General features: G+C 26.7%; 24 protein-coding genes, 1 tRNA gene and 1 other RNA gene. 22 read left to right on the forward strand and 4 right to left on the reverse strand.

The window, feature by feature from the left end:
- Nucleotides 1-17 precede the first annotated feature (17 nt).
- The 11 genes from rpoD to NSA50_RS15990 all read left to right on the forward strand — a co-directional run bounded on the left by rpoD (nucleotide 18) and on the right by NSA50_RS15990 (nucleotide 7,215).
- Complete coding sequence (gene rpoD / locus NSA50_RS15940) at nucleotides 18-1,130, forward strand: RNA polymerase sigma factor RpoD (protein ID WP_195263280.1); 1,113 nt, start codon at nucleotides 18-20, stop codon at nucleotides 1,128-1,130.
- A gap of 41 nt (nucleotides 1,131-1,171) precedes the next feature.
- Complete coding sequence (locus NSA50_RS15945) at nucleotides 1,172-1,864, forward strand: tRNA (adenine(22)-N(1))-methyltransferase (protein ID WP_257446634.1); 693 nt, start codon at nucleotides 1,172-1,174, stop codon at nucleotides 1,862-1,864.
- Between the two features lie 11 nt (nucleotides 1,865-1,875).
- Nucleotides 1,876-2,667, forward strand: a complete 792-nt coding sequence (locus NSA50_RS15950) for a Nif3-like dinuclear metal center hexameric protein (RefSeq protein WP_195263282.1) — start codon at nucleotides 1,876-1,878, stop codon at nucleotides 2,665-2,667.
- Between the two features lie 73 nt (nucleotides 2,668-2,740).
- The gene (locus NSA50_RS15955; RefSeq protein WP_195263283.1) at nucleotides 2,741-2,989 is read left to right on the forward strand and encodes a hypothetical protein; all 249 of its coding nucleotides are present in this window, start codon (nucleotides 2,741-2,743) and stop codon (nucleotides 2,987-2,989) included.
- Nucleotides 2,990-3,043: 54 nt separating this feature from the next.
- Nucleotides 3,044-3,386: RNase P RNA component class A (gene rnpB, locus NSA50_RS15960), an RNA gene on the forward strand.
- A gap of 145 nt (nucleotides 3,387-3,531) precedes the next feature.
- The gene (locus tag NSA50_RS15965; protein ID WP_195263284.1) at nucleotides 3,532-3,933 is read left to right on the forward strand and encodes a DUF1259 domain-containing protein; all 402 of its coding nucleotides are present in this window, start codon (nucleotides 3,532-3,534) and stop codon (nucleotides 3,931-3,933) included.
- A gap of 259 nt (nucleotides 3,934-4,192) precedes the next feature.
- Entirely contained in the window at nucleotides 4,193-4,387 is a 195-nt protein-coding gene (locus NSA50_RS15970) for a hypothetical protein (RefSeq protein WP_195429425.1), read from the forward strand.
- Between the two features lie 381 nt (nucleotides 4,388-4,768).
- Entirely contained in the window at nucleotides 4,769-5,065 is a 297-nt protein-coding gene (locus NSA50_RS15975) for a hypothetical protein (RefSeq protein ID WP_195429427.1), read from the forward strand.
- Between the two features lie 225 nt (nucleotides 5,066-5,290).
- Nucleotides 5,291-5,659 carry a phage holin family protein gene (locus NSA50_RS15980; protein ID WP_195263287.1) on the forward strand — a complete coding sequence of 123 codons (369 nt, stop codon included), beginning with the start codon at nucleotides 5,291-5,293 and terminating at the stop codon, nucleotides 5,657-5,659.
- A gap of 163 nt (nucleotides 5,660-5,822) precedes the next feature.
- Nucleotides 5,823-6,866, forward strand: coding sequence for an NADH:flavin oxidoreductase/NADH oxidase (locus tag NSA50_RS15985; protein ID WP_195263288.1), 1,044 nt, complete (start codon nucleotides 5,823-5,825; stop codon nucleotides 6,864-6,866).
- A gap of 10 nt (nucleotides 6,867-6,876) precedes the next feature.
- On the forward strand, nucleotides 6,877-7,215 hold the full coding sequence (locus tag NSA50_RS15990) for a DUF1653 domain-containing protein (RefSeq protein ID WP_195263289.1): 339 nt from the start codon (nucleotides 6,877-6,879) through the stop codon (nucleotides 7,213-7,215).
- A gap of 51 nt (nucleotides 7,216-7,266) precedes the next feature.
- Here the strand turns inward: NSA50_RS15990 and NSA50_RS15995 are convergent, their stop codons facing one another.
- Nucleotides 7,267-7,668 carry a bacteriohemerythrin gene (locus NSA50_RS15995; protein WP_195429429.1) on the reverse strand — a complete coding sequence of 134 codons (402 nt, stop codon included), beginning with the start codon at nucleotides 7,666-7,668 and terminating at the stop codon, nucleotides 7,267-7,269.
- 621 nt (nucleotides 7,669-8,289) lie between these two features.
- Here NSA50_RS15995 and NSA50_RS16000 point away from each other — a divergent pair.
- From NSA50_RS16000 to NSA50_RS16015, 4 genes are all read left to right on the forward strand, one after another.
- Nucleotides 8,290-9,333 (forward strand): aldose epimerase family protein, encoded by a 1,044-nt coding sequence (locus NSA50_RS16000; protein ID WP_195263291.1) that lies wholly within the window; start codon nucleotides 8,290-8,292, stop codon nucleotides 9,331-9,333.
- Nucleotides 9,334-9,532: 199 nt separating this feature from the next.
- Nucleotides 9,533-10,315, forward strand: a complete 783-nt coding sequence (locus NSA50_RS16005; RefSeq protein ID WP_195429431.1) for a potassium channel family protein — start codon at nucleotides 9,533-9,535, stop codon at nucleotides 10,313-10,315.
- 32 nt (nucleotides 10,316-10,347) lie between these two features.
- Nucleotides 10,348-11,487: a glycosyl hydrolase family 8 gene (locus tag NSA50_RS16010; protein ID WP_257446659.1), complete on the forward strand. Its 1,140-nt coding sequence runs from the start codon at nucleotides 10,348-10,350 to the stop codon at nucleotides 11,485-11,487.
- A gap of 219 nt (nucleotides 11,488-11,706) precedes the next feature.
- Nucleotides 11,707-13,860 carry a YhgE/Pip domain-containing protein gene (locus NSA50_RS16015; protein ID WP_257446662.1) on the forward strand — a complete coding sequence of 718 codons (2,154 nt, stop codon included), beginning with the start codon at nucleotides 11,707-11,709 and terminating at the stop codon, nucleotides 13,858-13,860.
- Between the two features lie 138 nt (nucleotides 13,861-13,998).
- Here the strand turns inward: NSA50_RS16015 and treR are convergent, their stop codons facing one another.
- Nucleotides 13,999-14,712 (reverse strand): trehalose operon repressor, encoded by a 714-nt coding sequence (gene treR, locus NSA50_RS16020; RefSeq protein WP_257446666.1) that lies wholly within the window; start codon nucleotides 14,710-14,712, stop codon nucleotides 13,999-14,001.
- 172 nt (nucleotides 14,713-14,884) lie between these two features.
- Between treR and treP the strand changes: the two genes are divergently transcribed.
- The 3 genes from treP (at nucleotide 14,885) to NSA50_RS16035 (ending at nucleotide 18,384) form a co-directional block, all read left to right on the forward strand.
- On the forward strand, nucleotides 14,885-16,321 hold the full coding sequence (gene treP, locus NSA50_RS16025) for a PTS system trehalose-specific EIIBC component (protein WP_257446684.1): 1,437 nt from the start codon (nucleotides 14,885-14,887) through the stop codon (nucleotides 16,319-16,321).
- Between the two features lie 77 nt (nucleotides 16,322-16,398).
- A complete protein-coding gene (gene treC, locus NSA50_RS16030) occupies nucleotides 16,399-18,063 on the forward strand; it encodes an alpha,alpha-phosphotrehalase (protein WP_257446687.1) in 1,665 nt (554 codons plus the stop codon).
- Nucleotides 18,064-18,298: 235 nt separating this feature from the next.
- A tRNA-Leu gene (locus NSA50_RS16035) sits at nucleotides 18,299-18,384 on the forward strand.
- Nucleotides 18,385-18,468: 84 nt separating this feature from the next.
- Here the strand turns inward: NSA50_RS16035 and NSA50_RS16040 are convergent.
- Complete coding sequence (locus tag NSA50_RS16040; protein ID WP_195263295.1) at nucleotides 18,469-18,966, reverse strand: DUF3592 domain-containing protein; 498 nt, start codon at nucleotides 18,964-18,966, stop codon at nucleotides 18,469-18,471.
- A gap of 86 nt (nucleotides 18,967-19,052) precedes the next feature.
- Nucleotides 19,053-20,141, reverse strand: coding sequence for a serine hydrolase domain-containing protein (locus NSA50_RS16045; RefSeq protein WP_257446690.1), 1,089 nt, complete (start codon nucleotides 20,139-20,141; stop codon nucleotides 19,053-19,055).
- A gap of 430 nt (nucleotides 20,142-20,571) precedes the next feature.
- On the opposite strand from NSA50_RS16045, the gene NSA50_RS16050 reads away from it, so the two are divergent.
- The 4 genes from NSA50_RS16050 (at nucleotide 20,572) to NSA50_RS16065 (ending at nucleotide 23,900) form a co-directional block, all read left to right on the forward strand.
- The gene (locus tag NSA50_RS16050; protein ID WP_257446692.1) at nucleotides 20,572-21,468 is read left to right on the forward strand and encodes a helix-turn-helix transcriptional regulator; all 897 of its coding nucleotides are present in this window, start codon (nucleotides 20,572-20,574) and stop codon (nucleotides 21,466-21,468) included.
- Nucleotides 21,469-21,580: 112 nt separating this feature from the next.
- A complete protein-coding gene (locus tag NSA50_RS16055) occupies nucleotides 21,581-22,234 on the forward strand; it encodes a GyrI-like domain-containing protein (RefSeq protein WP_195263297.1) in 654 nt (217 codons plus the stop codon).
- Nucleotides 22,234-22,998, forward strand: coding sequence for an N-acetyltransferase (locus NSA50_RS16060; RefSeq protein ID WP_257446695.1), 765 nt, complete (start codon nucleotides 22,234-22,236; stop codon nucleotides 22,996-22,998). Before NSA50_RS16055 ends, NSA50_RS16060 begins: the two co-directional genes overlap by 1 nt.
- A gap of 11 nt (nucleotides 22,999-23,009) precedes the next feature.
- Nucleotides 23,010-23,900: an SPL family radical SAM protein gene (locus NSA50_RS16065; protein ID WP_257446698.1), complete on the forward strand. Its 891-nt coding sequence runs from the start codon at nucleotides 23,010-23,012 to the stop codon at nucleotides 23,898-23,900.
- The last annotated feature ends 83 nt before the right edge of the window (nucleotides 23,901-23,983 follow it).

The raw sequence follows: 23,983 nt of genomic DNA on the forward strand, positions 1-23,983 counted from the left end.
CGGAAGGAGGTAACAAAATGGTAGATGAAAAAACAAAAGCTAAACAAGGCAAAAAAGAGAATGAGGACAAAAATAGCAAAATGACTATAGTTAAAAATCTACTAGATAAAGGAAGGAAAAGTGGTACTTTAACATATAAGGAAATAATGGATGAGGTTGAGCATATTGACTTAAGTCCAGAACAAATAGAAAAAATTTATGAAGTGCTAGAATCAATGGGAATTGAAGTTATAGGTGAGCCTAATGGAGCAGATGAAGTTGAAGAAGAATTAGACTTAGACTTAACTATTCCAGAAGGAATTGCAATAGATGACCCAGTAAGAATGTACTTAAAAGAAATTGGAAAAGTTCCTTTATTATCTTCTGAAGAAGAAATAGAATTAGCAAATAGAATAGAACAAGGGGACCAAAGAGCTAAGAAAAAATTAGCTGAAGCAAATTTAAGACTTGTTGTAAGTATTGCTAAAAGATATGTTGGAAGAGGAATGCTATTTTTGGACCTTATACAAGAAGGAAATCTAGGGCTTATAAAAGCAGTAGAAAAGTTCGATTATAGAAAGGGCTTTAAATTTTCTACTTATGCTACATGGTGGATAAGACAGGCAATTACAAGAGCTATTGCTGACCAAGCAAGAACTATTAGAATACCTGTACATATGGTAGAAACTATAAATAAGCTAATAAGAGTTCAAAGACAATTGTTACAAGAACTTGGAAGAGATCCATTCCCAGAAGAAATATCAAAGGTTATGGATTTACCAGTAGATAAAGTAAGAGAAATTCAAAAGATAGCTCAAGAACCAGTATCTCTAGAAACTCCTATAGGTGAGGAAGAAGATTCACATCTTGGAGACTTTATACCAGATGACGATGCTTTAGCACCAGCAGAAGCAGCTGCATTTACAATGCTTAAAGAACAATTAATAAATGTATTAGATACTTTAACTCCTAGAGAGGAGAAAGTATTAAGACTGAGATTTGGGTTAGATGATGGAAGAGCAAGAACTCTGGAAGAAGTTGGTAAAGAGTTTAATGTAACAAGAGAAAGAATAAGACAAATAGAAGCGAAAGCTCTTAGAAAGTTAAGACATCCTTCAAGAAGTAAAAAATTAAAGGATTATTTAGATTAGCACCAAAAGGTGCTAATTTTAATTTAGCAAGGAGAAGAATTATGGAACTAAGCGAAAGATTAAATTTTATAATTAAACACATTGAAAGCACATCAGTATTAGCAGATATAGGAACAGATCATGGATATATTCCTTTATATGCACTGAAAAATGGAATTTGTAGTAAAGCAATTGCAGTAGACATAAATAAGGAACCTTTAGATAAAGCAAGATTAAATGCTATATTAGAAGGCATGGGAGATGAATTAGAGTTTAGGCTAGGTGATGGGCTTAAAGCATTAGAAAAAGATGAAGTTGAAGTAACTGTAATTGCAGGTATGGGTGGGAATTTGATTAGAGATATACTTGAATCACAAATTGAAAAAGTTGACTCTATGAAATACTTAATACTTCAACCAGCACAAAATCCGGAAGTGTTGAGAGAGTATCTTTATAATAATAATTATGAAATAATAAGTGAAGATCTTTGTTTAGATGAAAATATATATTATGAACTTTTTAAGGTAAGACGAAAAGAGGGCGAAGCTACTAGTTTAGATTCAATATATTATGAAGTAAGTCCAAAACTTTTAATGCAAAAACATCCTTTAATGAAGGAATACTTAATTTCAAAAGTTGAAAACTATAAAAGAATTATTAGTTTTATTACAGAAAGTACTGTTAATGCAAGTGAAAGAAGAAAATCTATACAAGAAAAAATAGATGTTATTACTAATATGATTAATTTTCTATAAGGAAGATGCTTATGAAAAACGTTAAAGATATTATTAAGATAATGGAAGATTTTGCTCCTAAAACATTAAAAGAAGATTTTGATAACGTAGGATTAATGGTAGGGGATAAAGAAAAGAAGGTAGAAAAAATACTTTTAGCTTTAGATTGTACCTTAGATGTTATAGAAGAAGCAAAGGAAAAAAAGATAGATTTAATAATAACTCATCATCCTCTTATATTTAGAAAACCTAATAGTATAACTACTGATACTTTAATAGGTAGAAAAATAATAGAACTTATTAAAAATGATATCAGTTTATATTCTAGTCATACTAATCTAGACTCAGCTGAGAAGGGTTTGAATGAAACTATAGTAAATATATTAGGGTATGAATCTAAAGAACTTCTAGAGGTTAATAAGAGGGCTAGAAATAGTAATGAAGGTCTAGGAAGAATTATTAGATTAGAAGATTATATTCAATTGGAAGATTTAATTAAAGATATTAAAGAAAAGTTAAACATAAAATCTTTAAAGGTTGTTAGAGGTAGCGAAAAAGTAAAAAATATTGCAGTTATAAATGGAAGTGGCAGTGACTTTTTTGAAAGAGCATACCAAAAAGGAGCAGATTGCATAATAACTGGTGACACAACTTATCATTATGCATCTGATTATAAAGAAATGGGAGTATCTATAATAGATACAGGTCATTTTTCATCTGAATGGATTGTTTTTTTAGAAGTTATAAACAAAATAAAAGATAAATTACAAGACTTAGAAATATTAATATCTACTAAAAGTGAAGATCCTTACACGTTTGTGTAAGGTCTTTTTTTATACACAAAATTTTGAGGTTAAGCATAATATTAATAATAAGAATATTATTGGGAGATGAACTATGAGTAAATCATATTATAAAAAGAAAAACAAATCATGGACAAAAGTATTTCAAGATGGTTTTAAAGATATATGTGATGGTATAGGTAAAAATATTGGAAAGGGTGGAGTCTTTTTTAAAAACTGCGTAAATCCAGGCGCTAGGTTATGTATATTCATACTTATATTATTAACTTTATTACTTTCTGGAATAGGATTTTACTCTTGGGTTATATTAATTATGTTAGTATTAATACTACAATTTGTGTAAATTGTAAAAAATATCATTTGCATTATTAATTAAATTATGTTAAGATAATCTTCGCGAGTAAGACATGCAATCGCTGCTAGACTAGATCTAGGAGAGGAAAGTCGGAGCTCCATAGGGCAGGGTGCTGGATAACGTCCAGTCAAGGCGACTTGAAGGAAAGTGCAACAGAGAGATACCGCCTAAATTTTTAGGTAAGGGTGGAAAGGCGAGGTAAGAGCTCACCAGCATCATGGTGACATGATGGCTATGTAAACCCCACCTGGAGCAAGGTCGAATAGGGAAACAATTAGGAGTTGCCCGCTCCGTTTCCGGGTGTACCGCTTGAGCTTATTGGCAACAATAAGCCTAGATAGATGATTGCTTAATACAGAACTCCGCTTACGGCTTATCTCGTAACATGAAAAACACTAGGTTAATGTCTAGTGTTTTTCTTTTTTTATGCACCATAATGTTTAACAAATATAAGCATAATATCATATTATGTTTATATAGATGAATCCTTTTAGTTATTAAGGAGTTTATCTAATTATGGAGGGAAACTTATGATGAATTTTTGTAGAACTTGTAATGAATTTGCTAGGATACTTGGTGCTAATATTTTAAGTAAAGATAATAATGTCTGTACAGTAACATTTATGAGAAATATAAGAGCAGAAATATTAGGAAGAAGAACACGATCACCATTAGCTTTGTCAGCATTATTTTCTTTTGAGTCTCCAGATAATAATGGTAGAACTCTTAATTTAGGAGAAACAGTTATACTTCAAAGTGAAATAAATGATTTTATATCTGCGTTAAGAGCGAGAGGAATACTAGTAACTGCATTGCATAATCATTGGCTATTTGATAATCCTAGACTTATGTATATTCATTTTGAATCAATAGATAGACCATTGGATTTTGCTAGAAAGGTTGCAGAAGCTTTAAAGGTATTAAGGAGATAGTATAATAGTTTAAACAATTTTTATGGGATATCTATATTTTTAGATATCTCATTTTTAATAAAAATAATAGAGAAAAATAATATTTTTTTATTAAAAAAATATCAAATTACATAGGCTATATTAGGATAAGTGTTAATTCGCTTAAGAGTATTAATGAGTATATTTTTACTAGCATAATATTTATCATTATTAGAAATATATTAGTTTTGTTTAAGCATATTAAAATTGTACACGAGATATGTAAAGGAGAATGATATTTATGAAAGTAAAGATTGTATGTGATAGGGATAATGAAACAAAAGAAGTGGATTTGCCTATGAATGAAGATATATTATTAAAAATTCAAGGCAGTGTACTTGATAGAGATACAGTAGGATACATAGCAGGAGCAAATGTGAAATATTATGATGAGAATGGTAATGAGATAGAAAATATTTTTCTTTTAAATAGATAGTTGAAAAAGTGAATATTTAGCATATAAATTTAATTTTGACTTGATAAAAATAAATAGCACTTAGGATTGATATCCTAGGTGCTATTTTTAGTTGAACTTTAAGTATCTTAGAATACCAGGTAGAAAGCAGTATGAAAAAAATCTACCTGGAAAATAATTAACTACTTGATATAGATAATAAATCAAAGACAAGTTTTATGTCAATTAGAACTTTAATAAATTAAGAAATTTTAGTTTTAATAATAATAAATTATGGTTATAAAAAGTGTATTTAAATAGTATTAAATAATGTATATAAATTATAAAGGAAGGGTACCTAATATTAGAATATAACTCGCAATATTAAATAAGTTAAAGAATATAAAAAGAGGTGAGTTTAATATGGAAAATTTGATAATATTAATTTTTGTTTCTTTATTAGCAGAAAGTGTTTGGGAAACTTTAAAAATGATATGGCAAAATGGTAAATTATCCATAGATAAAATAGGAGCGCTTTGTATAGCTTTAGTAATAACTTTTTCAACTAAATTAGACTTATTAGAGCTTTTAAGTATAAAGTCAAGTATACCATTTCTGGGAATAATACTGACTGGAATATTAATAAGCAGAGGATCAAATTTTATACACGATCTTTTAGTTACTATAGGAACAGTGAAGATAAATAAAAATGGAAGCTAGTTTTATATAAGGAATAATATGAAGTTTAATAATTTTTTGTAGTAGTATCTAGAATTAAATATAGTAACAAATTTAATTATTATATTAAGTGTATTTAAATAATAAAAATATATATTAATAAATTTATATTAAAATTAGATTTTAAGTTTTTTATTTAAGAAATAATTTTTTTAATTTAGTTAATACTATAAATAACTAATAAAATCTTACGAAGGAGGAATTATTATGGGACAAAATAATAATGTAAAAGAAAAGAATAATAGTAGCATCTTGGGATGGATTGGAAGATTAATATTAGTAGCAGTTATTTTAGGAATAACATCATTTTTAACTCCTGGATTTAGTATTCATGGATTATGGTCTTATTTATTAGCAGCAGTTGTTATAACTGTGTTAGATTATTTAGTAGAGGCATTTATGGGTGTAGATGCATCTCCATTTGGAAAAGGAGTAAAAGGGTTTGTAATTGCAGCTGTGATTTTATATTTAGCACAATTTTTGGTACCAAATATGAGAGTATCAATAATTGGAGCGTTAATAGCTGCAGTAGTAATAGGAGTATTAGATGCTATATTCCCATCAAGAGTTATGTAGATTTAATTAGTTTAATTATTATAAAATTGTAAAGTAATAGAACTCTCAGTTAGAGAGTTCTATTACTTTAGAAGTATACTAACTTAAAAGTGCGTACTTGATTTGTAAAAGTATATTTCTTATACTAAATATAGATTAAACTTATAAAGAAAGGTGATTAGAGATGAAGGATTTATTTACACCCTATAAGATAATGGGTTTAGAATTAAAAAATAGAATAGTTATGCCACCAATGTGTCAATACTCAGTTGAAAAGAAAGATGGAATAGCAACAGAATGGCATTATATGCATTATGTAAGCAGAGCAATAGGTGGAACTGGTTTAATAATAGTAGAAATGACAGATGTTGAACCAGATGGACGTATTACAGATTATGATTTAGGATTATGGTGCGATGAGCAAATAGAACCATTAAAGAGAATTATAGATGAATGTCATAAATACGGAGCAAAGGTTGCAGTTCAAATTGCTCATGCTGGAAGAAAAGCAGAAGATGCTGAAATCCCTGTAGCACCTTCACCAATACCATTTGATGATACTTGTAAAACTCCAAGGGAATTATCTACAGAGGAAGTAAAGGAAATGGTAGAAAAGTTTAGACTAGCTGTTAGACGTGCTGTTAAAGCTGGATTTGATGCTATAGAAATTCATGGAGCACATGGGTACTTAATACATCAATTCCATTCTCCATTAACAAATAAAAGAAATGATGAATATGGAAAAGATTTAACAAAGTTTGGTTCAGAAGTTATAAAAGCAGCTAAAAGTGAAATGCCAGAAAACATGCCTCTAATAATGCGTATTTCAGGAAGAGAGTATGTTGAAGGTGGATATGGAATAGAAACAGGAATAGAACTTGCAAGAGCATATCAAAAAGCAGGAGCAGATATGTTCCATATAAGTGCAGGTGGAGAAGGTCCAATAGCAGCAGCAGGAAGACCAGGTACTCATGCAGCTTATCAAGTTCCATATGCAAGAGCCATAAAAGAAGCGTTAAACGCAGAAGTAATTGCAGTTGGAAAGTTAGACGAGCCAGATCTTGCAAATGCTGTAATAGGTAATGAAGAAGCAGATCTTGTAGCAGTTGGAAGAGCTATGTTTAGAAATCCATATTGGGCATTGCAAGCAGCAGTTAAACTAAATAAGAAAACTGATTTACCTAAACAATATGAGTTAGGCTTTCCAAGAAGCATTCAAAATAAATAAGGAGAATGATATGAGAGATTTAAAATATCCAGCTATTTATAAGCATTTTAAAAATAATTATTATGCCGTTATGGGAATTAGTAATATTCAAGAAGATAAAAATATTCTTAATGATAGTGAGATACTTCAAGCTTTTCATACCGAATTAAATTCAACGATAGATATTTATAAAAAAGGAAATTTATATTTTCACTTAGAAAATTACTCAAAAGAATTGGTATTATATAAAGCACTTTATGATGATAAGGGAATATATGCAAGACCTATTGAAATGTTTTTAAGTGAAGTAGATAGAAAAAAATATCCAAATGTAGATCAAGAGTATAGATTTGAATTATTTAGATATTAATTAAAAATAGCTGATAGTAATGTTATTACAAGTACTATCAGCTATTTTTTGTTACAAACTCAAATATTTATGTATATTTTTATCTGTCTCTAGTATATGTACTTTTATCCAGTTAGAAACAACATCTAGTATATTATTAATATACTGTTTTTGATCGATATCTATTGAATAAATATCAAAAGAATTAATTTGTTCTATAAATGAATCATGAGCAAATTTATGAGATAAAAATTTGGAATACCCATTTTTTAGCATAAATTCTTCCTCAGTTTTAAAATGATAAATAGTATAATCTTTTAGTTGCTCTAAAATTGCTATTATCTTATCATATTTATCATCGTCATGATTCTTAAGTAATAGTTCATAGCAATTATCAAGGATATCGAATAATTCTTTATGTTGACTATCGATAACCTCTATGTTTACAGAAAAATTTTCGGACCAAGATCCCATATTATTATACCCCCCAGTATAATATATATGATTCAATTTTAAAATGATATAAAGTTTAATTTTAAATTATAAAAAATTATAGCATTTAAATAGTGTGCAAAATTGAAACATATATTTTATTTTTTATGTTAATCATTTAAGTGTATACTAAATGTTTAGTAAAAGTTTATAATATTAGTATAGCTTAAATAATTTACAAATTTATTATAATATGTGCAAATTAAATACACAATGATAAAAGAAGAACATAACAAAGAAGTTATAAATTAGGATAAATTAGTAATATATAATAAATTTTTATATAATTTAATTTAAAATATGGATTTGATATACATAATATAAAATATAGTAATAATTTACTATATAGAAAATATATCTATAGTAGATAATTAAATTATTATGAAAGAAGTAAAAAGTAATAAGAGAATATAGTAACTTTACTGAAAAATTAATTAACTAATTGACTCTTCTATTTTATGGGTATATATTATGGATATGGTAATAAAATTAGGTATAGAAATAAATTATAAATCCTTCAAATTTAGTATTAAAGATGAAGAGTAAGAAATCGAATATAGTTTAATAAAATATTTAAAAAGTTTAAGTTTTAGGAGTGAAACTATGGAAATTTTAAAGGTATCAATTGGAGAATTTAATGGAAGAGCTGTTGAAAGCTATAATCTAAGGAACTCAAAAGGATTTGGCATAAATGTATTGAATTATGGAGCGATATTAACTGATTTATTGGTGCCAGATAAAAATGGAGTAATAGAAAATGTAGTTTTAAAATATCAAGATTTAAATAAGTATGAGGAAAATCCTTCATATTATGGAGCTTTAATAGGTAGGACTGCTGGAAGAATAGCAAATGGAAAAGTTCATCTAAATGACAACGTTTTATACTTTAATAAAAATTATGGAGTAAATCAAGGGCATGGAGGAAATATAGGATTTAGTAAGAAGTTTTTTGAAATTGAAACATATGCAAATGAAAATGAAGCATATGTTGAACTTTATTACTTAAGTCCATCTGGTGAAGAAGGGTATCCAGGAAATTTAAATTTAACTGTAAGATATACTATTACAGAAAATAATGAATTTAAAATATCATATAAAGCAAAAAGTGATGCAGATACGCTAGTTAATTTAACAAATCACAGCTATTTTAATTTAAGTGGAAATTGCAAGGAAGATATACTAAGTCATTATTTATATATAGATAGTGATTTCTTAATTGAGCTTAATAAAAATTCAGTTCCAACTGGAGAAATTATAAATATTGAAGGAACTCCATTTGACTTTACAAACCCTAAGACAATAGGAAGAGATATAGAAGATGATGATTATCAACTTGAAATTGGACAAGGATACGATCATCCATGGGTTTTAAATGGAGGAGATGATATAAAGCTTAGATTATATCATAAAGCATCTGGTAGACAAATGGACGTTTATACAAATCAAAATAGTGTAGTGCTATATTCACTTAACTTCCCTGACAATGAGCTTTTAGATTGTGGGAAAAAGCCAGGAAGAAGAGGTGCATTGGCTATAGAAACTCAATGTCCACCTATAGGAGAAGATAATACTTTTGCTAAATACTCTATTTTAAGAAAAGGTGAAGAATATAATAAAGAAACAATATATAAATTCTCTATTATATAAACTGTAATATATAATAAGATAAAAGGCAGTACTATTAAAGTATTGTCTTTTTTTATAAAGAGAAATATTTGGTATTAAGAAAAAATAATTTAATCTATAGTGGTTTACTTAATTTTTTTAGTTATATTTTTGTTAAATATCATTTTTTCTAAAGTTACTATATAAAATATAAGTATATAACTGTGGGAGAGGTATTTATATGCAAAAGAGATTAGCTTATGATATATTTATTGGTTTACTATCGCTAATGAGTGCAATAATGATAATATTAGATCTTATGTATAAGCTTCCAATTAGTGTAATAGAAACCTTTTATTATATAAATTTAATAATTTGCTGTATATTTTTTATAGATTATTTATTAAGATTAGTTTTATCTATGAATAAGACTAAGTTTATAGTTAATAATTTCATAGATTTAATTTCTATAATACCTATTATTGGAGTAGGTAAATTTATTTATGCTTTAAATATAGGAGGAGCCATAGACTTAAAATTATTATTAAAGTTATTAAAAGTTATAATGTTGATAATTCTAATAATTAAGTTTAAAAATAAAATAAGGGAATCTATAAGATTAAATAAGTTTAATCATATGTTAATTCTAACAACTATTATAATAGTACTGGCAGCTGTAATTATTTCCTTATTAGAAAATATGAGTTTTGCTGATGCTATTTGGTGGAGCTTTGTTACATTTACAACTGTTGGATATGGGGATGTTTTGCTTACAACCAATTTAGGTAGAGTAGTTGCAATTTTTTTAATGGTTTTTGGAATTGGGTTTATAGGGGTAACGACAAGTACCATAGCTGCCTATATAATAAATAATGATGGAAAAAAGAAGAGAAAAAAAGATTTTAAGACTGAAACTATAGATTTTATTAAATACAAAATAGATAACCTAGATTCTTTATCTGACTCTGAACTTGATAATATATATAAAACATTAAAGACTTTAAAATCAGATAAAAAGAACTAATTAGAATAACATTTATAAGGAGAAAAAGATATATGAAAAAAACTAACAAATTAATTAGTATAGTAGCAGTAATATTACTATTTGTAACAATCTGCATCTATTTAAGTTATATATATTTATTTAAATATATAAAAAATATTGAAATAAACTCAGTTATATCAAGAGAAGAAGTAAGTAAAGAAGAAAATATATTAAATGAGTTTATAAGCAAAAAGTTAATGAGTGAATTAGGTGGTATATACACTAATTATAATAATATTTCTACAGAAGGAGATTTAACTAAAGGCCATGATATTTTATCTGAATCTCAAGGACTTATATTAAATTATTATTTATATAAAAATAATAAAGATGAGTTTTATGATTCATTTAAATACATAAAGGAAAATATGTTTTTAAAAAATGGACTTATTAGCTGGAGAATAGAAAATAATAAAAGTTCAGAAGTATCTGCAACTATAGATGATTTAAGAATAGCAAGAGCATTAATAATTGGAGCAGAGGAGTTTGATAATTTAAAATATAGATATTATGGAATAAAAATATCAAATGGAATTTATAAAAATTTAATTCAAGAAAATAGATTAATAGATTTTCATGATGGATATGGGAAAAGTAATGTAACTACACTATGCTATTTAGATTTATATGCATTAAAGTTGTTTTCTTTATTTGATGATAAATGGAATGATGTGTACAATAAATCAATTCAGATTATAAATGAGGGATATATAAGCGATAAATTACCTCTATATAGAAAGTACTATGATGGTAATGTAGAAAGTTTTGATAATGAAGAAAATATCGATACTTTACTATCAATTTTAGTTATTCTTAATAAGGCTGAGGCTAATGAAGATATAAGTAAAAGTGTTGCTTGGATTAAAGAAAGATTGAAGCATATTGGTTATATATCAACATCTTATAATGTAAATACTATGGATGAAAGCAGAATAGAATCTACATCAATTTATGCAAATATAGCGCAAATAGCAAAAGTTATAAATGATGAAGAACTTTATGATATGGCAATTAACAAAATGAAAAATTTTCAAGTAACAAATGAAAAAAGTAATATATATGGAGCATTTGGTAATGAACAAACAGAAGATGTTTATTCTTATGATAATTTAAATGCTTTATTAGCATTTAGAAGAAAATTTAATAAATAAAAAGTAAAAAAAATTTAATTATAAATCCATAATATTATTTAATTTTTATATTATTTATTAAGAAGATAACTTTATTAATATATTATTGTCTAGAGAAATTTTTATTGTCTAAAGAAATTTTAGCAAAATAAAAAATCTTTATTTGTACTTATATAATAATTTAAATGCAAAATGAGAAAAATAGTACTGGTTGCAGATAACATTATTGGAGGATTACAAATGAAGAACATATTTAGAATATTTTCAAGAGATATAAAAAGCATAGCAACTAATTGGGTTGCATTAATAATTATTGTTGGACTTATGATATTACCATCTTTATATGCATGGTTTAATATTAGAGCTAGTTGGGATCCTTATGGAAATACAGGAGGAATAAAAGTAGCTATAGTAAATAAAGATAAAGGTGGTAGTCTTCAGGAAAAAAATTTAAATGTAGGAGATGAATTAGTAAATAAACTTAAAGAAAATGGTAGTCTTGGATGGAATTTTGTTAGCGAAGAAGAGGGGAATCAAGGCGTAGAAAAAGGAAAGTATTATGCAACGATAATAATACCTGAAAACTTTACAGAAGAAACATTATCTATAATTAGTAAAGAGATTAAAAGGCCTACTTTAATATATAAGGTAAATCAAAAAAGTAATGCTATCGCACCTAAGATAACTGATAAAGGTATAACTACAATTAAATCTCAAGTTGATAGTAATATAATTGAAACTGTAGATGGAACTATCTTTAAAATATTAAATGAAGCTGGGGTTAGTCTTGAAGGATCAAGAGATAAAATATTAAAGCTAATAAATGGTGTAATAAATATTAATAGCAGAATGCCAGAAATAGAAAATATAATAAATCAAGCTTATGATGGCAGTGCTAAAGCTGATGATTTAGTTAACAAAGTAAAGGATACTTTGCCTTTGCTACAAGATACATTAAAGACTAGTAATGATTTATTAGCTGACACTAAAAATGCATTAGAAAAGTCTAAAGAAGGTTTAAAAGAAGTTGCACCAGTAATAAAAGAAGATTTGGAATTTATAAATAATGCGTTAAGTGGAATAGAAGCTGGTATTGATGGTCTTATGAATATTAATATTGATAAGGATGCTATAATAAGGAGACTTGATAATGTGAGTCTACATATTACAGAGGTTAGCGATAAGATTAGTAATATAATAAAGGTTTTAGAGCCGTTATCAAAATTTAATGATAACTTAAAAGCTGTGATAAATGATTTAAATTTAGCAAGCTCAAAATTGCAATCAATTAATAGTATTATAGGTGAAATTCAAAACTCAGTAGGTAACAATAACCCGATTGATAAAAATAAACTTCAGCAAATTAAGGATTTAGTGACAAGCAATAAAAATATAATTTCTAATATTTTAAATAATTATGATTCACAATATATTCCTGCTATTAATAAAGCAATTGATCAAATGAATACAATTGCTGATAACAGTATTAAACTAGTTGGAGAAGCTACTACTTCTATTCCTGATATAGCAAGTTTATTAGAAAAGTTAGATAAAGGACTTAAAGTAGGAAGAGAAGATATAGGAAAGCTAAAAGAAGAAATGCCAACTATAAAATCAAGTTTAGCTAATATATCTTCAAAATTGTCTTCTATAAATAATGAGGAAGAAATAAATAAAATATTAAGTTTAATGAAGAATGATTGGCAAGCGATAAGTGATTTTTTAGGTAGTCCAGTAGAAATAAAAGAAGAAATATTATTTTCTATTCCTAATTATGGTTCTGCAATGTCTCCGTTTTACTCAACACTTGCTTTATGGGTGGGGGCCTTAATTTTAGTTTCTTTATTAACAACAAATCCGCATGGATTTAATGAAGAAATAAATTTTAAACCTTACGAAAAATATTTTGGAAAGTTTTTAACTTTTGCATTTATAGGAATATGCCAATCTTTAATATTAAGCTTAGGAGATATATATTTGTTAAAATGTTATGTGTTAAATAAGTGGTTATTTATAGGAATAAGTATTTTAAGTAGCGTAGTATTTATATTAATAGTTTATACTCTAGTTTCTATATTTGGAAATGTAGGTAAGGCAATAGCAGTTATACTATTAGTTATTCAAGTTGCTGGAGCAGGAGGAACTTTCCCAGTTGAAGTTATGCCTAGCTTTTTCAAAAAGGTAAATCCATTTTTACCATTTACATATTCAATTTCAGCTATGAGGGAGTCTGTAGCAGGAATTGTAAGGTCAAATTTAACTAGAGATATAACTATGATAGTTATTTATGGAGTAATATCTGTAATAATAGGATTATTCCTAAAGGGACCTATAAATAAGATAAGTAAAAAGTTTATTGAAAAATTAAATGAAAGTGGATTAGTAGGTCATTAATAATTAGTAATAATAAAGAAATATAAGGAATTCAGAATATCTGAATTCCTTATATTTCTATTAGAGTTTAGTAGAACATATCAATTAATAATTTTAGAAGTGATTTAATATTTTAATTTTACATTTGTACCTTAGATTTTAAAGTCTTTTTGCATAAGTAGAAAAAGTAAATTTATCTGGTCTATGGCGTGATTCAGTATATTCAAACAAAGTTCCATCTTCTAAATATACATAATTTTTTATTATAGCAACTAAATTGTAATTATTTAAATCTATAAATTGTATATCTAGCTTAGAAGCAGGTTCTACCGAAACTATTTTTTGAGCTCCAGCTATTTTTAATGAAAGATCATTTTCTATATATTCATAAATTGATTTACTTGCAATATTTTCATCTAAATCTTTAATCATGTCTTTTAAAAAGTAATTTATATCTAATATACTTTCTTCTCCATCTATATTTCTAGATCTTATTATGTAAAGAACCTTTGCTCCCAACGAAAAACCTGTTTTTTTTGAAAGTTTTTCATCTACTATTAACTCTTTAAAATTATGTACATGTGTTGAATAATCCATATTGTTAGTTATTGAAGCTTCTTTAAAACTTTGAAGTCCACCAACTAAAAACTTAAGTTGTTGTTTTTCTAAAATAAAAACTCCTTTTCCATGAACGCTTGCAACAAGGCCTTCAAAAGATAGTTGATTTATTGCACGTCTAACTGTATTTCTACTTACATTAAATAATGATGTTAATTCATTTTCAGAAGGGAGTTTTTCACCTGCTTTAAACTCATCATTTAATATTTTATTTTTTAAATACTCATATATTTCTGTATATTTTACTTGTTTCATATAAGCTAAAATCTCCTTTAGAGGTTGATATATAGTATATTATAGCACTAAGAGGCAAAAATAAAATATAAAAAGGAAAATAAACTTGTTTAAACAAGTGTTGACATACTTGTTTAAACAAGATATAATGTAATCGTAATCAAAAATAAAATATTTAAAAGGAGAGAGAGCTATGGGAAAGTTTAAACAAGAAGCATTAGACTTGTTAGAACTTATTGGAGGAAAAGACAACATTGCAAGTGCAAGTCATTGTGTAACTAGATTAAGGTTTGTATTAAAGGATGAAAAGATCGCTAAAGAAAGAGCAAAGGATATTGAAAAATTACCATCAGTTAAAGGTACTTTTATAAATGCAGGTCAATTTCAAGTTATCATAGGAAATAATGTACAAGCTTTTTATGATGATTTAATTCAAGTAACAGGATTAAAGGCACAATCAAAAGAAGAAGTTAAAAAAGCAGCTCAAAAAAATATGTCAATAGTTCAAAGAATTATAGCTGGACTTGCTGAAATATTTATTCCTATTTTACCAGCAATTATAACAGGTGGTTTAATACTAGGGTTTAGAAATATAATTGGTGACTTAGCTATTTTTGGAGATGGTACACAAACACTTACTCAATTGCATCCAGTTTTAGCCGAAATTCATAGCTTTTTATGGGTTTTAGGAGAAGCTATATTCCACTTCTTACCTGTAGCAGTAACGTGGTCAACTGTTAAAAAGTTTGGTGGTTCAGAAATATTAGGAATTGTATTAGGAATAACTTTAGTATCTCCTCAGCTTTTAAATGCTTATGGTTATGCAGAAGCAGTACAAAATGGTTCAGTTCCATTCTGGAATTTTGGATGGTTTACAATAGATAAGGTTGGCTATCAGGCTCAAGTTATACCAGCAATTTTATCAGGTATAGTTTTATCTAAAATTGAGCTTACATTACGTAAATATATACCAGATGTATTAAAGCTTATAGTAATACCATTTGTAACACTTTTAATTACAGTTTTATTATCATATATAATCATTGGACCGATTTCAAGAGAGCTTGGTAACTATATAGCAATTATCTTTAATTATTTATTAACAGGTCCATTTAAAATATTAGGTGCAATAATATTTGGGCTAGCTTATGCACCATTAGTAATAACAGGTTTACATCATACATTTATTGCGCTAGATTTACAATTAATAGCTAATGGTGGGACAATGATTTGGCCATTAATAGCATTAAGTAATATAGCTCAAGGAGCATCAGCAGTTGCAATGTTAATTATATATAGGAAAAATGCAAGAATAAAATCAATTGCAGCATCAGCTGGAATATCTGCATGGCTTGGAGTTACAGAACCAGCTATGTTTGGAATTAATCTTAAGTACAAATATCCATTTGTAGCAGCAATAATTGGTTCAGCAGCTGCAGCAGTTGTATCTATAATTTCAGGGGTGCTAGCAAATTCTATTGGAATAGGTGGACTACCAGGATTTTTGGCGATACAACCTAAGTATTGGGTGCCATTTATAATAGCAATGGGTGTAGCAATAGTAGTTCCAATAGTATTAACTTTCATATTCAATAAAAAGTTTGGAACAGATATAGAAAATTTAGAATAATAGAAATTGGAGCTGTCGCACAATTAGAATTAAATGGACGCTTGCGGTAGCCCCATAGTTATTAAGAGGTGAAATAAATGAAAAATCAAAATTGGTGGAAATCATCAGTAGTATATCAAATTTATCCTAAAAGTTTTAAGGATAGTAATGGAGATGGAATTGGAGATATAGTCGGAATAATAGAAGAGTTAGATTACTTGAAGAGTTTAGGGGTGAAGGTACTTTGGCTTACACCTATATATGTGTCACCTCAAAATGACAATGGATATGACATAGCAGATTATTATAATATAGATAAGATGTTTGGGACTCTTGAAGATTTTAAAAGATTATTAGAAGAAACTCATAAAAGGGAAATGAAATTGATATTAGATATGGTAGTGAATCATACTTCTACAGAACATTTTTGGTTTAAAGAGGCCATTAAGGGAAAAGATAATCCATATCACGATTTTTATATATGGAGAAAAAGTTCTAATAATTGGAGATCTAAATTTGGTGGATCAGCATGGCAATATGTAGAAAGTTTAGATGAATATTATCTTCATTTATTTGATGTAACTCAAGCTGATTTAAATTGGGAAAATCCGATTCTTAGAGAAGAAATATTTAAAATGATGAGATATTGGCTTGATATGGGAGTAGATGGATTTAGATTAGATGTTATAAATTTACTTTCAAAAGATACAAGATTCTTAGACGATGATTTTACATCAGCAACTAGAGACGGTAGAAGATTTTATACAGATGGGCCGAAGATTCATGAATACCTAAACCTTATGAATAAAGAGGTATTTTCAAAATACGATGAAATAATGACTGCAGGTGAAATGTCATCAACTACAATAGATAATTGTATAAAATATACTAATCCTGATAATGAAGAATTAAATATGACATTTAATTTTCATCATTTAAAAGTAGATTATCCTCAAGGAGAAAAATGGAAGTTAGCTCCGTTTGATTTTGGAAAATTAAAAGATATTTTATTTAAATGGCAAGTACAAATGGAAGAGGGAAATGGTTGGAATGCTTTATTCTGGTGCAATCATGATCAACCTAGAATAGTATCTAGATTTGGAAATGATACAGTTTATAGAGAAGAATCTTCAAAGATGTTAGCAACAGCAATACATTTAATGAGAGGAACACCATATATATATCAAGGTGAAGAAATTGGAATGACAAATCCAGGCTTTGATAGTATTGATGATTATAGAGATGTAGAATCATTAAATGCCTATAATATTCTATTAGATAAAGGAATAAATAAAGAAGAAGTTTTAAATATATTAAAAAATAGATCAAGAGATAATTCAAGAACACCAATGCAATGGAATAATGAAGAAAACTCTGGATTTACAAAGGGAACACCTTGGATAAAGGTTGCAAATAACTTTAAAGATATAAATGTAGAGCTTGAAAAGAAAAAATCGAATTCAATAATAGATTATTATAAATCTTTAATAGATTTAAGAAAGAATAATGAAATAATATCTGAAGGAAGTTTTCTCCCTGTATTAGAGGACCATTCAAAGATACTGGCTTATATTAGAGAGTATGAAGGTGAGAAAATCTTAGTTGCATGTAATTTTTATGGAGAAAAGACTATGGCATCTTTAAAGGAGATAGAAAATATAAAAACTACTGTAATGTTAAATAATTCAGACGAGAATAAAATTGTTGAAGATAAGATATTTTTAGCACCTTATGGATGCATAGTGGTTTCTTTAAATAAATAAGTGTTGTTTTAAACATATTTATAAATGAACAACCATGTATGAAAAAGTATATTAATCTTTCTTATACATGGTTGTTATATTTTTTATATAAGGATTTTATAAGTTAAATAATTTAATAAATGATTGAAAAGTTGTATTAGATAAATTAAAATAGACTATATAAGTTGTAGTAAATATTCTACATTTATCTTTACTATATTTATAATTGATAGTATTTAAGTAAAGTAATTATTATGCAGATGTGGCGGAATGGCAGACGCATCATCTTGAGGGGGTGACGGGGAATTCCTCGTGCGGGTTCAAGTCCCGCCATCTGCACCAGATTTATAGGAAGCTCGAACTTTCTATTCGAGATTAATAAAAAACTAGACGTTATCGTCTAGTTTTTTATTTTTTGTACTAGTATTACTTTATTAAAGCAGTTGGTAAAAACACTAAACCAATAAATGACAAGACAATAAATAATATACTTACTATTAAAAATATTTTTATACAAGGACTTTTTAGAAATCTTAATACATAACTTTCTTTTGGATTGCTTGGATTATAGTAAACATCTAATTCAGTTCCTATTGGAAATTTATCTTTTAATACATTTGTAGAAGTATGAACATTTTTACTAATAACTAAATTAGTATCTGAAATGTTATTTTCAACCTCTGAATTCACATTTTTAAAAGATGATGATTTGCTAATAACGAAGCTATATCTTAAACGTTGATTATAGGTTATATTATTTACAATGTATTCAACAATAGGAAAATATACTCCATTATTACTCCATAATGTATATTTAACAACTTTTCCTTTCGCAACTTGAGTACATCTTTTAAGAATATTTGTATCTCTATTCTTAAAAATTAGTGCTAACAATAAAAAAACTAACCCATCAATAAAAAACATTATAAAAAATAAAATGTTTATTTTTATAAATTCTCCCTATCTTTCTATAATAAATTTAACAGAGAATCATAAAATTTTATCCTAAATTAGTAAATGCAATTTAGTTCGTTCATTATTTTTGCACCTATAGCAGTCATAGGTATTTTTTTCATTGGAGACGTATTAGATAAAATAACTACTCCAGTATTTTTTTCTTTATTAAATGCAATATAACTATTAAAATTACTCGTTCCTCCATTATGCCAAATAATATCATTTTTTGTGTCAATAATCCAAGCCATTCCTATCTTATCCATTTTTATATTCATTTTTTCATACATAAAATTATTAGCATTTATTTCTTTTAATTCTTTACTAGTATTATTTATATAATCTGTATCAGAATTCATATATAATTCCAAGTATTTTGCCATATCTTCTATATCAGATATAATCGCTCCAGCTGGAATATATCCATCATCTTGCTTCCAATTCCAATAACCTTTTAAATTTCCAGTACAAGTAGCAACTTTTGTATTTTCAAGATTTAATTCGTTGGTAATAAATTCATTCATTAGAGTTACAAAGTCTTTGTTATAGACTTTTTCTAAAACAAGTCCTATAACAGATATGCCAAAGTTTGAATATTGAAATTTATAATCTTTATCCTCTAAATCAATATTTTTTACTTTGTTTAGTATATTTTCTTTGCCAATACCATAAAAGTCGTTATCTTCATTAAACTGATTATTTATCATTTGTTTATCAAAATAATAGGATTTATAGCCAGATGTATGGGTTATAAGTCTTTCTATTGAAGGATAATACTTATCTTTGTCAAGTTCTAAATATTCATTAATAGAATCGTTAATGTCTATTTTGTTTTCACTCATAGCCTTTGAAAGAATTAGAGATACGAAAGTTTTACTAATTGAGCCAATTTCATAATCATATTTTGTATATTTTTCTTGTTTTCCATCTTTATTATAAATTTCATAATCTATTGTTCCATCTTTTATTATAGCAACAGAAATTTTACTATTATCATCATCTTTAGTTACATATTTTATCATATCCTTCGAACTCATTTTTTCTAGCCGACTTAATTGATACATTTTGTTGATAAATATTATTATTCCGATTAAAACAACTATTCCTAATAATATTAAAATAACTTTTAAAATCTTTTTTTTCACTCAAATACAACTCCACGTTAAATTAATTTTTTAATTAGTAATTAATATAAATATATTATTAAATTTGAATATATTTCCAAATTATATTACTTATACTATAATTTATTTAGTGATTGATATTTAAGGTTATGAATCAACAGGCGGTCCTAAAATTCTTTGGAACGAGGTCCAGACACAAGTAAGAAGGATTTTAAAAGTGAAATTTGGATACCAGTAGTAAAATCTAATAATAATTTTTAAAATATTATAAATATTAAGAGTTTATAATATGAACATTACTATATTTATAATATAATATTTAATATGGAAAAAATAAAAAATGAATTTTATAGACTACATTTCTAATAATTAATTATAGAGTGTAGTCTTTTTAATATATGGGAAAGGATAGAACCTATATATTATTAATAAATTGTGTTTGGGTGATAATATGAAGGGAAATAGGCTATTTGAAATAATATATATTTTACTAGATAAGAAGAATGTTAAGGCAAAAGAGTTAGCAGAGTATTTTGAAGTATCACAAAGAACTATTTATAGAGATATAGAAGATTTATCTCAGGCTGGGGTTCCTATTTATATGACTAAAGGTAAAGGTGGAGGAATAAGTCTTTTATCTGACTTTATATTAAATAAAACAGTTTTATCACATGAAGAAAAGAAAGAGATATTAGCAGCTATGCAAGGTCTTAATGCTGTTAACCAAAATGAGTTTAATGGAGCATTATCTAAATTAAGTTCATTTTTAGGCGGTAATAATGAAAATTGGATAGAAGTTGATTTTTCAAATTGGGATAAAAATAATGATTTAGGAGATAAATTCACATCTATAAAGAATTCTATAATAAATAAAAATTTAATATCCTTTGAGTATTTTAATTCAAAGGGAGAATCACTAGAACGAAGTGTTGAACCTTTGAAATTAGTTTTTAAAGGCCAAGGATGGTATTTATATGCTTATTGTAAGCAAAGAAAAGATAATAGATTCTTTAAGCTTACAAGAATGAATAATGTAAAGATTAGTTCAGAGAAGTTTACTAGAACTGCTCCTAATAAATTATTTTCAGAAGAAGATATAGGATATTCTAATAAATTAATACATCTTAAATTAAGAGTAAATAAGAAGCTAGGCTTTAGGATATATGATGAATTTCAAAATCATTCTTTAGATGATAATGGTGATTTTATAGTTGATTTAGATTATCCATCAGGGGATTGGCTATTTGGATATCTAATGTCTTTTGGAGAAAATATAGAAGTTCTTGAGCCTTTACATATAAGAGAAGAAATAAAAAAAAGGCTAATATCTGCTTTAAATAAATATTAATATGACAGAATGGTGTCATATTAAAGCTTATATAATATAACTATAGTTACTAAAATTACTTTATCAATTGATACTTAGATATATTATAAAAGATAAGCTAGGGGGAATAGAAATGGAAAAATTAGATTATAAAAAAGCTTTTAAGGATTTATACTTACCTAAAACACAACCTATGGAAATAACTGTACCTGCAATGACATTTATAATAGTAGATGGAAAGGGAAATCCGAATGATAAAGATGGAGAATATCAAGCTGCCATTGAATTATTATATTCTTTGTCTTATACAATAAAGATGAATAAAGACATAAGAAATAAAATAGAGAACTATTTCGATTATGTTGTACTACCTCTTGAAGGACTATGGTGGTTAAAAGATGATGATATGGATTTTAGTAAAAAGGATAAATATATTTGGACTTCTATGATAAGACAACCGGATTTTGTAACAAAGGAAATATTTAATCTTGCTTGTGAAGAACTTAAAAAGAAAAAGTCTAATATTGATGTATCGAAAGCTAGATTAGAAATATTTAATGAAGGATTATGTGTTCAATGTATGCATATTGGACCATTTGACCAAGAGCACATAACTACTGAAAAAATTGATAAATATATTGAAGAAAATAACTTAATTAATGATATTTGTGGAATTGACGGAGAGGGTAAAATTAGAAGACACCACGAAATTTATTTATCAGATCCAAGAAAAGTTAATAAAGAAAAGATGAAAACTATTATAAGACATCCTGTTAGGAGGAAGTAATGGAGGAAATTATAACATTAAGTTATAACAATATTGATTGTGAACATATTTGCTGCTCTTTATCAGATAAAAAAGGTGAATGTGGAGTATATTTAAAGAAGGAATGGTTAAAAGAAAGATTTAATGATGGATTGATATTTAATAAAATAAATGTGAGGGGTAAAGCATTTATTGAATATATTACAATAGAAAATGCATGGGTACCTATTGAAGGCGATAATTATATGTATATAAATTGTTTTTGGATATCTGGAAAATTTAAGGGCAAAGGGTATGCTAACAGATTATTAAATGAATGCATTGACGATTCAAAAAGAAAAGGAAAGAATGGTATTATAACTCTTTCATCAAAAAAGAAAATGCCATTTTTATCAGATCCAGAATACCTAAAGTATAAAGGTTTTAAAGTATGTGATATAGCTAATCCTTATTATGAGTTATTATATTTACCATTTTCAGATGAATATAATGTACCTAAATTTAAAAGTTATGCAAAGTATGGAATATGTGATGAGAATGGACTAATAGTATATTATTCGGATCAATGTCCTTATACAAGCAAATATGTTGATTTAATAAAGAAGATTTCAAGAAAAAATGGAATTGATATAAAGGTAATTAAGTTTGAAACTAAAGAACAGGCACAAAATTCTCCATGTCTATCTACAACTTATAGCTTATTTTATAATGGAGAATTTATAACAAATGAAATATTATCAGAAAGCAAGTTTAATAAATTTATTATAGAGAAAGGGCTTGTTTAGGAGAGATTTATATGGATTATATAGCTTCAAAAAGTATTATATCAGGATATAGGGAAAGTAATAATTGGTTTGGGATTAATTATAACATGAATATATACAAGGGATGCAGTCATGGATGTATATACTGTGATAGTAGAAGTGAGTGCTATGGAATAGAAAATTTTGATATTGTTAGAATTAAAGAAAATTCTTCAGAAATAATAAGAAGAGAATTAAAATCTAAAAGGAAAAAAGGAGTTGTTGGAACAGGGGCTATGAGTGATCCTTACAATCCTTTTGAAAAGAAGCTTTCTTTAACACGCAGTGCATTAGAAAGCATTGATAATAATGGATTTGGAATAGCAATTGCGACAAAAAGTGATTTGATTGTAAGAGATATTGATGTTTTAAAAAGAATTAAAAATCATTCACCTGTGCTTTGTAAAATTACAATTACAACAGCAGATGATGATTTATGTAAGAGGATTGAGCCAAATGTTGTAGTTACATCTAAGAGATTTGAAGCAATAAAAAAATTATCACAAGAAGGCATTTATACTGGAATTTTATTAATGCCGATTTTACCATTTATTAATGATACAGAAGAAAATATAATTAATATTGTAAGGCTAGCAAAAGAAAACGGAGCTAAATTTATATATCCTGCATTTGGTGTAACTTTAAGATCTAATCAAAGAAACTACTTTTTTGATATGATAGATAAATCTTTTCCAGGAGTTAAAGACAAATATATAAGAAATTTTGGGAATGAGTATAGATGTAGTAGCCCTAATGCTAGAAACTTATATAAAGTTTTTACAAATGAATGTAGAAGATTGGGGTTACTTTATAATATGGAGGATATAATTTATGTCTATAAAAGGGAATATAATAATGAGCAATTAAGCTTATTTAATATTTAAATATAAGGTTTAAGTATTTTAATTATGTATTCCTTATTTATAATTTCATTACTTCATATTTGGGTGGATATATGTAAATTTGT

The organism is Clostridium mucosae (assembly GCF_024622765.1).
In the GTDB taxonomy this organism is placed as follows: Bacteria; Bacillota; Clostridia; order Clostridiales; family Clostridiaceae; genus Clostridium.